Origin of the sequence: Candidatus Borkfalkia ceftriaxoniphila (assembly GCF_004134775.1) — a bacterium.
Lineage (GTDB): Bacteria > Bacillota > Clostridia > Christensenellales > Borkfalkiaceae > Borkfalkia > Borkfalkia ceftriaxoniphila.
The window spans coordinates 1,246,444-1,259,008 of the sequence record NZ_SDOZ01000002.1 but is presented as its reverse complement, the minus strand read 5'-3'; the positions used below and the strand labels follow the sequence as shown (position 1 = coordinate 1,259,008).

Here is a 12,565-nt window from a genome sequence, read left to right as displayed (position 1 = left end):
TTACAGAATATCGTCCTGATACAAGGGATGCTTGTCGCAAAGTCTTTTCACTTCGGCGCGGACGGTTTCGAACGCCGCCTCGCGCTCGTCGATGATCTTCGTGATCAGGCGGGCGATCGTGCGCGCATCTTCCTCGGTAAAGCCGCGGGAAGTGATCGAAGGCGTGCCCAGACGGATACCACTGGTCACGAACGGGCTGGTTTCCTCAAAGGGGATCGTATTTTTATTGACGGTGATATTCACCTCGTCGAGCATTTTTTCCAGTTCTTTGCCCGTCATATTTTTATCGCGTAGATCCACGAGCATCAGATGGTTGTCCGTGCCGCCCGAAACGAGGCGCACGCCGCATTTCGTGAATTCGTCCGCCATGGCGGCGGCGTTTTTGACGACCTGACGCTGATACTCTTTGAATTCGGGCGAGAGCGCCTCTTTGAAGGCGACCGCTTTCGCCGCGATGACGTGCATCAAAGGCCCGCCCTGCATTCCGGGGAACACCGCTTTGTCGATGGCTTTGGCGTACTGTTCTTTGCACATGATGACGCCGCCGCGCGGCCCGCGCAGCGTTTTATGCGTGGTTGTGGTGACGAAATCGGCGTACGGCACGGGCGAAGGATGCAATCCCGCCGCCACGAGTCCCGCGATATGGGCGATATCCACCATCAGATACGCGCCGACTTTATCCGCGATCTCGCGGAGGCGCGGAAAGTCGATGATGCGCGGATACGCGCTCGCGCCCGCGACGATCATTTTCGGTTGGTTTTCCGCGGCAAGGCGTTCCAACTCGTCGTAATCAATGGTTTCGCTCTCTTTGGAAACGCCGTAAGGGACGATCTTGAAATATTTTCCCGAAATATTGACGGGACTGCCGTGCGTGAGGTGTCCGCCGTGCGAAAGATTCATGCCCAGAATGGTATCGCCCGGCTGCAACATGGCAAAATACACGCATGTATTGGCGTTTGCGCCGCTGTGCGGCTGGACGTTGGCATGATCGCAGCCGAACAACTGCTTGACGCGCTCGCGCGCCAGGTCTTCCACGACGTCCACGTACTGACAGCCGCCATAATAGCGCTTGCCGGGCAGACCTTCGGCATATTTATTGGTCAGGTGGCTGCCCGCCGCCGCCATCACCGCGGGGGAAACGAAATTTTCGCTCGCGATCAACTCGATATTGTTCCTCTGGCGGTCGAGTTCCTGTTTCATCGCCTCATACACTTCGGCGTCGGCATTTCGAATGGTCGTTAAATCAATCATGGTATTTTCTCCGTGCGTATTTTTATTCGGTTTTATCATAGCACAGTTTTCGCTTTTTTTCAATCGATTTGAGCGCCCTGCCTTTCATTTTCTTTCCGCCCGTCAAGAAAAAGGCGGCGCCGAAAAATTTCGGCGCCGCCTTGCGCGGTTCAGATATTTTTATCGATGAATTCGCGCATGGTTTCCTTGGGAACAAAGCCCACGTTTTTGCCCGAAAGTTCGCCGTTTTTGAACACCATTACGCAGGGGATGCTCATGATGCCGTACTCTTCGGCAATGTCGGGATTGTCGTCCACGTTCACCTTGACAAAGTCCGCTTTTTCGCCGTAATCTTCGCTCAACGCGTCCAGAACGGGGCCGAGCATACGGCACGGGCCGCACCACGCCGCCCAAAAATCGGCGACGAGCGTCTTTCCTTCTTTCAATGCCGCACGAAAATCGTCGGTATTCATTTCACGTACCATTGTGATTGTCCTCCTGTTGTTCAGTATTGATTATTTCAACGACTTCCATACCGAAGCCCTTGCTTTTTGATAAAATCCTGTCGAAAATCACGACCGCGGCAAAACCCGCAGCCAGCATTCCCAGACAGAGCAGAACGGTATATACTTCCTTTTCGAAGACGAAAAACCCGATCAAAACGCCCAGTCCCGCAAAGAGCACGGGCACGATATAGACCAGAAAAGAGGCGAGCGTGCGGTTATCCTTTTCGCAGGCGACCGTCACGCTGTCGCCGACGGCGGCGCCGATCTCGTTTTTCACTTTGACGTTGACCGTGCTCTTGCCGTTTTTAAAGGCGCACGCGCGGCACGATTCGCACTGCGGGTTCTTAACGATGCGCACGGTGGCGATCTTTCCCGCGGTTTTGACGACGGTGGCGCGTTCTCTCATGCGGCGGACCCCTTTACAGCACGTATTTTTTCAGATCGCGGTTGCGGATCATGGTTTCCAAATGCTCTTCCACGTATTTTTTATCGATAGTGACGGTAAATTCGGGATAATCGCCGCCCGCGTTGAAAGAGATATCTTCCAAAAGATGCTCCATGACCGTATGCAGACGGCGCGCGCCGATATCCTCGCTGGTCGAGTTGACGTCCGCGGAGATCTGCGCGACCGCGTCGATGGCGTCGTCGGTGAACACCAGATCGATATTTTCCACTTTTAAAAGTTTTGCGTACTGCGTGGTGATGGCGTTCTGCGGCTGGGTCAGAATATTTTTAAAATCTTCTTTGCTCAGGCTCTGCAATTCGACCGTGATGGGGAAACGCCCCTGCAATTCGGGGATGAGGTCTTCCACCTTGGAAACGTGAAAGGCGCCCGCCGCGATAAAGAGAATAAAATCCGTCTTAACGGGGCCGTATTTCGTCATGACCGTGCTGCCCTCCACGATGGGAAGGATATCTCGCTGCACGCCCTCGCGCGACACGTCCGCGCCGCTCTGGTTGGCTTTGCCCGCGATCTTGTCGATCTCGTCGATGAAGATGATGCCCTGTTCCTCGGCGCGGGAAAGCGCCTCGGCGTTGAGGCTGTCCTTATCGATGAGTTTTTCGCTTTCCTCCGCGATGATCTGATTCATGGCGGCTTTGACGCTCATCTTGCGTTTTTTCTTCTTTTGGGGAAGGATATCCCCGAATATACTGCCTAAATTGATCTCGGCGCCGCTTCCCGGCACGATCTCCATGCTCTTGGGCGCGTCCACCACTTCGATCTCGATGGCGAGATCGTCGAATTTTCCCGCGCGCAGATCTTCGAGGATCTGCGTTTCGAATACTTCCTTTGCAAGTTCGCCGCGCTCGTCCTTTTTCATCGCGGTGAGCACGTTGACGAGTTTGCGCTCGGCGACGGCCTCCGCCTTGATGGCGACTTCCTTCATCTTTTCCTCGTGCACGAGGCGCGCGGAGCATTCCACGAGATCGCGGATCATGCTTTCCACATCGCGCCCGACATAGCCGACTTCGGTGTATTTGGTCGCTTCCACTTTGATAAAGGGCGCTTTGACGAGTTTTGCGAGCCTTCTCGCGATCTCCGTCTTGCCAACGCCCGTGGGGCCTTTCATGATGATGTTTTTCGGGGTGATCTCCTCCCTGTCCTCGTCGGACAGGCGGCTCCTTCTGTAACGGTTTCTCAGGGCGATGGCTACGGCGCGTTTTGCGCTGTGCTGCCCGATGATATATTTATCCAGTTCGTTGACGATCTGTTTGGGTGAAAGATCCATAATGTTCTCCTTAATCGATTTTAAACGGTTTCCACCGTGATGTGGTCGTTCGTGAAGACGCAGATCTCGCTCGCGATTTTCAGGGCTTTGACGGCGATCTTTTCGGCGTCGTACTTGGTTTCCTGCACGAGCGCGCGCGCCGCCGCGAGCGCGTAGTTGCCGCCGCTGCCGATGGCGCAGACGCCGCCGTCCGGCTCGATGACCTCGCCGCTGCCCGATACGATGAGCATGGTCGTTTCGTCCGCGCAGATCATCATGGCTTCGAGTTTTCTGACCGCCTTGTCGTTTCTCCAAAGTTCCGCAAGTTCGACCGCCGAGCGCATGAGATTGCCCGAAAATTTATTGAGCATCCCCTCGAACTTTTCCGTCAGCGAAAAGGCGTCCGCGACCGATCCCGCAAAGCCTAAAATGACTTTGCCGTTGTAGATGCGGCGCACTTTGACCGCGTTGTTTTTAAAGACGATGGATTCGGACATGGTGACCTGCCCGTCTCCCGCAATGGCTGTTTTGCCGTCTCTCTTGACGGCGCAGATGGTTGTTCCGTGAAATTCAGGCATTTGATTCTCCTTTATGATATCTTATCGATGCGGGCGCGCAATTCTTGTATTTTTTCCAGGGCGCGCTCGGCGTACAGGCGTTTTTTGAGCGCTTTATCCCGCGTGTTTTGGGACAGAGGCGCGAGGATCGCGTAGTTGGCGTTCATGGGCTGAAAGTTTTCCCGCGGGGTTGAAACGTGCAGCGACAGCGCGCCGCACACCGTTTCCGCATCCCATGCGGCGGGCAATTCGCCCTTGATTTTCAAAAACAGATTGATCGCCGCGCACAATCCGCTGGCGGCGCTCTCCACATACCCCTCCACGCCCGTCATCTGTCCCGCAAAATATAAATTCGGGTCTTCTTTCGCCGAATAATCGGCGTTGAGAACGGCGGGAGCGTTCAAAAAGGTATTGCGGTGCATGACGCCGTAGCGGGCGAACTCCGCGTGCGCGAGCGCGGGGATCATGGAAAACACCCGCTTTTGCTCGGGAAATTTCAGATTGGTCTGACAGCCGACGAGATTGTACGCCGTGCCCTCCGCGTTCTCCTTGCGCAGTTGCAGCACCGCGTACGGCCTTTTCCCCTCCGCGTCGTACAGTCCGACGGGTTTGAGCATACCGAAACGCAACGTATCCGTTCCGCGCTGCGCCATGATCTCCACGGGCATACAGCCGTCGAACACGTCGCGCTTGTCGAAATCTTTCTGCACCGCCTTTTCCGCGCCGACGAGCGCCTCGACGAACGCTTCGTATTCCTCGCGGTTCAAGGGGCAGTTGACGTAATCGCCGCTGCCTTTGCCGTACCTGTCCCCGATGAACGCTTTGGAAAAATCGATGCTCTCCGCCGTGACGATGGGCGCGGCCGCGTCGTAAAAATACAGATTGCCGCCGAATCTTTCGGCGATCTTTTCCGCGAGATCATCGCTCGTAAGCGGGCCGGTTGCGACAATCGTATATTCCGTTGCAGGAAAGTCCTTCGCCTCTTTTTCGACGATCTCGATATTGGGATGTTTTTTGAGCGTTTCGGTGACGATACGGGAAAATTGATCCCTGTCTACGGCGAGCGCGCCGCCCGCGGGGACTTTGGTCCTGTCCGCCGCCGCGATGACGAGCGAGCCGAGCGTACGCATCTCTTCTTTCAACAGCCCGCAGGCGTTGCCGAACGCGTCGTCGCTCTTTAAACTGTTGCTGCACACGAGTTCGCAAAAATCCGAAGAGTGATGCGCGGGAGATCGCTTTTCGGGCTTTTGTTCCCAAAGTTCGACCTTGACGCCGCGCTCTGCGAGAAAGTACGCCGCGTCGGACCCCGCAAGCCCCGCGCCTATGATTTTGACGCGCGCGTTATTCATCTTCTTTTTTCTCTTCCTCCGCCTGCGCGGTATAGTCGCAGCCCGTGCACTTGATCTGGTTCTTCCCCTTTTTCACGAGATATTTGCCGCACTTGGGACACTTTTCACCCGTGGGAAGATCCCAACTCATAAATTTGCATTCGGGATATTTGGAACAACTGTAATAAATTTTTCCCGCCTTGCTCTTCATGCGCTGGGTGGGCGCGCCGCACACGGGGCAGGTGCCCGCAAGTTCCGCCATGCGCTTGTTGGTGCCGCACTTAGCGCAACTGAGATATTTGCCGTATTTGCCCACGCGGTAGATCATGAATTCGCCGCATTTGGGGCATTTTTCGGTGGAAACTTCGCTCTCGAAAGGCAGAATGGTGGAACATTCGGGATAGTTGGGGCAAGCGAGGAATTTTCCGTACTTGCCGCTCTTGACGACCATGTTCGCGCCGCATTTGGGGCATTTGGTAGCGGAAACTTCCATGCCCTCGCTCTTGATATTTGAGCAGGCGGGATAGTTGGAACACGCCAGAAATTTTCCGTAACGCCCCGCTTTGCGCACCATGGGATGTCCGCACTTTTCGCAGAGGATATCCGTCGGCTCGTCGCCGTCGTTGGCGGCGAATACCAGTTTTTCAGCAAAAGGCGGGTAAAAATCCGAAATGATCTTATGCCAGTCCACGCCCCCTTCCTCGATATCGTCCAGTTTATCTTCCATGCGGGCGGTGAAGGAAACGTCCATAATGTCGGTAAAGTACTGCATGAGCATATCGGTGATTTTATACGATACCTCTGTAGGCACCATGTACTTTCCGTCCTTTTTCACGTATTTGCGCTTGTTTAAAACGGAGATGATGGAAGCGTAGGTGGAAGGTCTGCCGATGCCCTTGTCCTCCATCGCCTTGACGAGCGACGCGTCGGTATAGCGAAGAGGCGGTTTGGTGAACTTCTGTTCGGAGGCGAGTTTGATAAGGTCGAGTTCTTCCCCTTCTTTCAGATCGGGCAGAAGTTTGGAACTTTCGTCCTCGTCGTCCTCCTTTTTGATCTCCTGATACACGGCGGTAAAGCCCGCGAAGAGCAGCGTTTTGCCGCTCGCCTTGAAACCGTAGCCGCTGTTTTCGATCTTGATCTGCACGCTGTTGTACTTCGCCTCGCTCATCTGCGACGCCATAAAACGCTCGTAAATGAGTTTGTACACGTTGTAGTGCTTTTTATCAAGACTGTTTTTCACGCTTTCGGGCGTGCGCGACAAATCTATGGGACGGATACATTCGTGCGCGTCCTGCGCGTCCTTTTTGGATTTATAGAAATTGGGTTTCTCGGGAATGAATTCCGTGCCGAATTTTTGGGAGATAAATTCGCGCGCGCTTGCCTGTGCGTCCGCCGATACGCGCACCGAGTCGGTACGGATATAGGTGACGAGCGCGATATGCCCTTCGTTTTCCGTATCCACGCCCTCGTAGAGGTGCTGGGCGACGAGCATGACTTCGGGCGAGGTCATGCCGAATTTGTTCGAGGCGTCCTGCTGCAAGGTGCTCGTGGTGAACGGCGCGGGCGCGTGCGACTTTGTGACGCTCTTTTTGATATCCTTGACGATATAGGGATTGCCTTCGAGCGCCGCGACGACCGCCGCGGCTTCCTCCGCCTTGGAAGGTTTGTACTTTTTGCCGTTCTTTTCCGACAAAAGCGCTTTGAACGGAGAATAGCGCTTGGGCTGATCCTGCAATTCCGCGGTGATGTTCCAGTATTCCTCGGGCACGAACGCGGTGATCTCGCGCTCTCTGTCCACGATGAGCCTGAGCGCAACCGACTGTACGCGCCCCGCGGAAAGCCCCGTCTGGATCCGCTTGCAAAGTAGCGGCGAAAGTTTGTAGCCCACAAGGCGGTCCAACACCCTGCGCGCCTGCTGGGCGTCCACGAGGTTATAGTCGATGTCGCGCGGATTTTGCAGCGCGCGATTGACCGCTGCGGGAGAGATCTCGTTGAACTCGATGCGGTAATTTTTGCCGTCTTTGAGTTTTAAAACGTTTTTTAAGTGCCAGGAAATGGCCTCGCCCTCGCGGTCCGGGTCGGTCGCGAGATAGACGTTGTCCGCCTTGCCCGCTTCTTCCGCGAGGCGCTTGATGACCTGCTTTTTTTCGGGCGTGATGACGTAGGTCGGCTCGAAATTCTTTTCGATATCCACGCCGAGGCGCTTTTCGGGAAGGTCGCGCACGTGCCCGCCCGACGCGTCCACTTTATATTTTCCTTTGAGATATTTTGCAATGGTCTTTGCCTTGGAGGGCGATTCTACGATGATTAAGTCCATATTTTTCTTATCCTTACCTTTCATTTGACCGCGCAGTAACGGTTGCCGCCGCAGTCCGCGATGCGGTTCTTCATTTCCAGCGAAACGAGCAGCGGCCGCAATTCATACGGCTTTTTGCCGCTAAGAACGGCGAGTTCGGAAATATGTTTTTCGCCGCCGCGCAGAATTTCCAACAGATTTTCTTCCTGCGAAGATAAACCGATCTCTTCCGTTTCGGTCAAGTGTATACCAAACGAGGCGGTTATGTCAACTAAATTTTCCACTAATTTCCCGCCGTTTTTAATAATATCGTTGCAGCCCTCGCCCGCTGCGACGCCGATACCGTAGGGAAAGGCGAACACGTCGCGCGCGTATTCGAAGGCGTAGCGCGCGGTATGGCGGGTTCCGCTTTTCAGTCCCCCGCTGACGACGAGCACTCCGTCCGCAAGTCCCGCGATGATACGGTTGCGGAAAGGAAAATTGTATTTTTGCGGCGCGACCGCAGGCGGGTATTCGGTGACGGCGAGTCCCTTTTCCATAATTTTTGACAAAAGATCGCGGTTGCATTCGGGGTAGACGTGATCAAACCCGTGCGCCAATACGGAAATGAGTTTTCCGCTTTCCAGCGCGCCGCGGATCGCCGCGCTGTCTCCGCCGTCCGCGAGCCCCGTCACGATCGTGAACGCCTCGGCGAGTCTTTTCGAAAATTCTTCGGTCAGTTTTAAAATATTCGCGGGCGTGCGGCGCGAGCCGACTACGGCGAATTTGCGCCAGTCGGACAAGAGCCGCGCGTTTCCCTTGCAGTACAGAACGAGAGGCGGCTGCGAAGTCTGTTTCAATAGTTCGGGATAGCGCGAAGAGGCGTGCGTGACGCAGGATATCCCCTTTTTTTCATACTCGCCCAGTATTTTTTCGATATAGCGCGCAGAATAACGGCGTTTCATTTCCTCAAAATTCTCTTCCCCCGCGATGCGTTGCATACGGGACAGATCCGCGCCGCCGCCCTCCGAGAGCGCGGCGATCTTTGCTTTGCGCGCGTAATCGAGAGATAAAAAACTGTCCAGCCAGATCAAAAATTTTTCTTCGCGCGTGTACTCCATATTTTCCTCTTATCTTTTATGCCGAAAAATCGGGCGCTATGCCGTGGTTTATCAGATAAATTTGTCGTATTTTCGGTAAGACACCGCTTCGAATATATGTTCGGGCTTGATCTTCTCTTCGCCCGCGAGATCTGCGATCGTGCGCGCCACCTTGACGATACGGCTCCTCGCGCGGGCGGAAAGTTTCAAAGCGGCAAAGGACATGCGCAGGATATCGTCGCACTCCTTGTCGAGCGGGCATAATTTTTTCATTTCCCGCTCCCCCATATCCGCGTTCGTGAAGATATCCGATTTCGCAAAGCGTTCTCTCTGGATATACCGCGCCTCTTCCACCCGCTTTTTCACTTCCGCGCTGCTCTCTTCGAGGGCGTCGCCCGCAAGATCGTCGTACTTGACGCTGTCCACTTCCACTTGAATATCGATGCGGTCCAGGAGCGGTCCGCTGATCTTGGCGCGATATTTATGGATCTGCGCGGGCGTGCAGGTGCAGGGCTTGTCCGCGGAGCCGTAGTTGCCGCAGGGGCAGGGGTTCATGCTCGCGCAGAGCATGAAATTGGCGGGATATTCCACCGCGCCGCCCACGCGGGTGATCGTGATGACGCCGTCTTCGAGGGGCTGTCTGAGCGCTTCCAGCGCCGAACGGTTGTATTCGGGCATCTCGTCGAGAAACAAGACGCCGTTGTGCGCGAGGCTGATCTCCCCTGGTTTGATGAAACGGTTGCCACCGCCGCATATGGAAACGGTACTGGCGGTATGGTGCGGCGTGCGGAACGGACGCTGCGAAACCACGCCCCGCCCGTGCAAAAGGCCCGCCACCGAATGGATCTTGGTCACTTCCAGCGCCTCTTCGAAGGTCATGTCGGGCATGATGGTCGGCAGACAGCGCGCCAGCATGGTCTTGCCCGTGCCCGGCGGGCCGATGAGCAGAATGTTGTGCGAACCCGCGACCGCGATCTCCACGGCGCGCTTTGCGGCGGGCTGACCCTTGACGTACGCCATGTCGAAGACGCTTTCGCGCGCCGCCGCGTGCGGACTGTACGTTTTATGCGCCACGGGCGCGATCGGCGCAAGATCGCTCAGATGGTCTATCACCTCGATGAGATTATTCGCTGCAAAAACTTGCGTCCCCCCGATATACGCCGCCTCCTCCGCGTTGGCGCGGGGCAGAATGAACTTCGTATAGCCCTTGTCCCTCGCCGATATGAGAAGCGGCAGAACGCCGTTTACCGGACGCAGTGCCCCGTCGAGCGCCAGTTCGCCCCAAAATACGTGCCGTCCGTTTCCGCTCCCACGAGTTGTTCGCTCGCCTTCAAGAGCCCGATCGCGATGGGAAGATCGAGGAAGGCGCCTTCCTTTTTGATATCCGCGGGGGCGAGATTGACGGTTATCTTCCTGTCGGGAAATTTTCTGGCGCTGTTTTTGACGGCGGAGCGCACGCGCTCTTTGGATTCCTTGACAGCCGCGTCCGCAAGCCCGACCAACTCGAACGCGGGCAGGCCGTGATTGATGTCCGTTTCCACGGAAATGGGCACCCCCGCCAGCCCGCAAAGCGCGAAACTCGTCACTTTCGACAGCATGATTTTCCTCCTTTATACGCAAATTTCCCGGCTGTTCATTAGCAAAAATTTCCGCCTGCAAAACAAGCGGAAATTATGGCGGGTTTTAACGGTAAAATCCGTTATTGAAGATGGAAGTCCAGCCGAACAGTCCGTGCGCGAGCGGCGCGGGCACGCCGAATCCGAAGAGCATGGGCAGGCTCGCCACGAAGATCAGCGCGTACACCGCGAGCACGATGAACAGGACTTTCATCGTATGATTGATCTCGTATTTTTTGCAGACGACCGTCTTTCCCGACGCGTCGTGCGCGTTCGCGATATACACGAGCAGCGGGATATAGCCCGTAAAGAACACGTAGAACAGCAAGCCGTACATGACGCTCATGGAGGGCACCACGGCGCACGCCAAAAGCGTCAGAAAACTGCCCGAGGTCAGAACGAGATAGGCGCGCCCGATGCGGCGGAAACTTTTGCGGTATTCGGGATTATCCTTGCCGCCCGCGGCAAAGTATACGATGACGTAAACCGTGCTGACGATAAAGCCCACGAGCGCGGAGAGCGTCATGGCGATATTGTTCTGGACGTTCAGCGCGACGTACATATTGTCCGACGAGGCGGTGAAAGCCGTGGCGCCTTTCAGACCCAATAGCCAGGAAAACGCGTTCATCGCGTTCGCGTCGGTGAGCGAGGTGAGATTGCTCACGTTCCGCGTGTTATTCACCATTTCGGATACGAGCGCGAAAAAGCTCATATGCGGCGCGGCGGGGTTATCGTACAGGCGCACGTAAGAATAATACGCGGGGAGCACGGAAAGGATCACCACGAGGAACGTGCCGAACACGAACGCGGCGAGAAAGAACACGACGGAAACGCGCGTATGATAGGCACATGCGGCAGCCTGCCGCGCCTGTATACGTTCCGACTCGTCCAGATTTGCCTGCATGACCTCTTTGTCCGTCTCTTCGGCGTTGACGCGGTTGGTTTCCCTGGCGACTGCGCGCGACTGCGCCTCCTGCTTTCTGCGCATTTTCAGAACGCCGAGAACGAACAGCGCAACGGCGCCGAGCGCGACGATCCAACTGTTTGCCCAGACCGCGAACGCCCCCGCGAAACACAGACCCGAAAATAAGACGTTGAGCGCGGAATGAACGGGCCGCGCGGGGTCGACGCCCTTTTCGAAAAAGCGGTACATGAGATAATAACACCCGACGAGCAGCAGCGCGAGCAGAGAAAAGCCCAGCCCGAGCCTGCCCGCCGTGAGCGCCATGCCGCCGAATGCGAGAAGGAGCGCGGACAAAAAGCCGTAGCCGTCCGAACGGAAGATCCTCCGCATGAACAGATAGACGAGCCCGATGAGAAGAACCGTGCAAAGGAGCGGTATGAACCGCAGACCGAACGTGCTCTTGCCGAAAATAAGAACGCCCAGCGACAAAACGAGCGCGGAGAGCGAGCCGAAATCGGTATCGCCGTTGTAAACGCTGCCCTCTTCGGCTTTGTCCCCGAGGAGAAGATTGTCGATCTGCATCAACGTATACATTTCGTCCTCGGTGAAATTTTCGCGCCAACTCTCGCCCTTGGAAACGTTGTGCTGACGGTCGGTCAGATTTTTCGCGTCGTTCGCATTTTTGCGGAACAGTTCTTTGACCTTGGTGTATTGCTCGTCGGAATACTTGCTCTTCAATTTTCCGTCCAGAGTCGTTTCGCCGATTTTTTGATCCAACTGCGTGTAGGCGGGGATCACTTTCCCCTCTTTATCGAAAAACACCACTTCGTTGACGATCGTCTCCTGCGCGACGGTCAATTTGATGAGGCGGTAACTCGTGGAAAGCGTATTGCTTTCCATATTATATAAGTTGACCCAGTTATAATTCACGCCCGAGGGCACGTCCTCCGAAGACGTAAAGACGTTTGCGAACTTGCGCGCGCCCATGCGCGTGCCCGAACTCCATGCGATGCTGGAAGATGTGCCCGTGGAATACTGCATGGTGATGCTCGCGTCCTTGCCGATCTCTGTGTATGCCGCGCCGATATTCACGTAAATATTGGCGAGCCCCGACTGGTTGTTCGTGTCGTAATCGAGATAAAAGTAAGCGGCGTCGCTCTTCGTGGCGTGATAGGCTCTGCCGGGCGAGTTGAACACCCCCATGGTGGATGCGCCTACGACGAAGAAGGCGAGCATTAAGATGATCGCCGCCAGACTGAATTTGGAGAGAGCGGCAAACGGCTTTTTGCCGCGCACCGTATCGTGATTGTTCATGTGCTTTCAATTTCCTTAATTTTCTT

11 protein-coding genes are annotated in these 12,565 nt (G+C 55.6%); all 11 read right to left on the bottom strand.

Annotated features, from left to right (window positions below):
- A complete protein-coding gene (locus ESZ91_RS05840; RefSeq protein ID WP_129225050.1) occupies positions 1 to 1,251 on the bottom strand; it encodes a serine hydroxymethyltransferase in 1,251 nt (416 codons plus the stop codon).
- A gap of 149 nt (positions 1,252 to 1,400) precedes the next feature.
- Positions 1,401 to 1,715 carry a thioredoxin gene (trxA, locus tag ESZ91_RS05835; protein ID WP_129225048.1) on the bottom strand — a complete coding sequence of 105 codons (315 nt, stop codon included), beginning with the start codon at positions 1,713 to 1,715 and terminating at the stop codon, positions 1,401 to 1,403.
- A complete protein-coding gene (locus tag ESZ91_RS05830) occupies positions 1,705 to 2,142 on the bottom strand; it encodes a SoxR reducing system RseC family protein (RefSeq protein ID WP_129225046.1) in 438 nt (145 codons plus the stop codon). Before ESZ91_RS05830 ends, trxA begins: the two co-directional genes overlap by 11 nt.
- 13 nt (positions 2,143 to 2,155) lie before the next feature.
- On the bottom strand, positions 2,156 to 3,466 hold the full coding sequence (gene hslU / locus ESZ91_RS05825; protein WP_129225044.1) for an ATP-dependent protease ATPase subunit HslU: 1,311 nt from the start codon (positions 3,464 to 3,466) through the stop codon (positions 2,156 to 2,158).
- Positions 3,467 to 3,486: 20 nt separating this feature from the next.
- Positions 3,487 to 4,023, bottom strand: a complete 537-nt coding sequence (gene hslV, locus ESZ91_RS05820; protein WP_129225042.1) for an ATP-dependent protease subunit HslV — start codon at positions 4,021 to 4,023, stop codon at positions 3,487 to 3,489.
- Between the two features lie 11 nt (positions 4,024 to 4,034).
- Entirely contained in the window at positions 4,035 to 5,351 is a 1,317-nt protein-coding gene (gene trmFO / locus ESZ91_RS05815) for a methylenetetrahydrofolate--tRNA-(uracil(54)-C(5))-methyltransferase (FADH(2)-oxidizing) TrmFO (protein ID WP_129225040.1), read from the bottom strand.
- Positions 5,344 to 7,647, bottom strand: coding sequence for a type I DNA topoisomerase (gene topA / locus ESZ91_RS05810; RefSeq protein WP_129225038.1), 2,304 nt, complete (start codon positions 7,645 to 7,647; stop codon positions 5,344 to 5,346). The genes trmFO and topA overlap by 8 nt, the downstream gene beginning before the upstream one ends.
- 20 nt (positions 7,648 to 7,667) lie before the next feature.
- The gene (gene dprA, locus ESZ91_RS05805; protein ID WP_129225036.1) at positions 7,668 to 8,726 is read right to left on the bottom strand and encodes a DNA-processing protein DprA; all 1,059 of its coding nucleotides are present in this window, start codon (positions 8,724 to 8,726) and stop codon (positions 7,668 to 7,670) included.
- A 51-nt stretch (positions 8,727 to 8,777) separates the two neighbouring features.
- Complete coding sequence (locus ESZ91_RS05800; protein ID WP_407923387.1) at positions 8,778 to 9,962, bottom strand: YifB family Mg chelatase-like AAA ATPase; 1,185 nt, start codon at positions 9,960 to 9,962, stop codon at positions 8,778 to 8,780.
- Positions 9,950 to 10,303, bottom strand: coding sequence for a magnesium chelatase domain-containing protein (locus tag ESZ91_RS11780; RefSeq protein ID WP_236082732.1), 354 nt, complete (start codon positions 10,301 to 10,303; stop codon positions 9,950 to 9,952). The genes ESZ91_RS05800 and ESZ91_RS11780 overlap by 13 nt, the downstream gene beginning before the upstream one ends.
- A gap of 85 nt (positions 10,304 to 10,388) precedes the next feature.
- The gene (locus tag ESZ91_RS05795; RefSeq protein ID WP_129225034.1) at positions 10,389 to 12,539 is read right to left on the bottom strand and encodes an ArnT family glycosyltransferase; all 2,151 of its coding nucleotides are present in this window, start codon (positions 12,537 to 12,539) and stop codon (positions 10,389 to 10,391) included.
- Between the last annotated feature and the right edge of the window lie 26 nt (positions 12,540 to 12,565).

Coding starts and splice junctions, on each gene's coding strand:
- hslV (WP_129225042.1), bottom strand. CDS start 4,023: ATGCCTGAATTTCACGGAACAACCATCTGCGCCGTCAAGAGAGACGGC.
- ESZ91_RS05795 (WP_129225034.1), bottom strand. CDS start 12,539: ATGAACAATCACGATACGGTGCGCGGCAAAAAGCCGTTTGCCGCTCTC.
- hslU (WP_129225044.1), bottom strand. CDS start 3,466: ATGGATCTTTCACCCAAACAGATCGTCAACGAACTGGATAAATATATC.
- dprA (WP_129225036.1), bottom strand. CDS start 8,726: ATGGAGTACACGCGCGAAGAAAAATTTTTGATCTGGCTGGACAGTTTT.
- ESZ91_RS05840 (WP_129225050.1), bottom strand. CDS start 1,251: ATGATTGATTTAACGACCATTCGAAATGCCGACGCCGAAGTGTATGAG.
- trmFO (WP_129225040.1), bottom strand. CDS start 5,351: ATGAATAACGCGCGCGTCAAAATCATAGGCGCGGGGCTTGCGGGGTCC.
- ESZ91_RS11780 (WP_236082732.1), bottom strand. CDS start 10,303: ATGCTGTCGAAAGTGACGAGTTTCGCGCTTTGCGGGCTGGCGGGGGTG.
- ESZ91_RS05830 (WP_129225046.1), bottom strand. CDS start 2,142: ATGAGAGAACGCGCCACCGTCGTCAAAACCGCGGGAAAGATCGCCACC.
- topA (WP_129225038.1), bottom strand. CDS start 7,647: ATGGACTTAATCATCGTAGAATCGCCCTCCAAGGCAAAGACCATTGCA.
- trxA (WP_129225048.1), bottom strand. CDS start 1,715: ATGGTACGTGAAATGAATACCGACGATTTTCGTGCGGCATTGAAAGAA.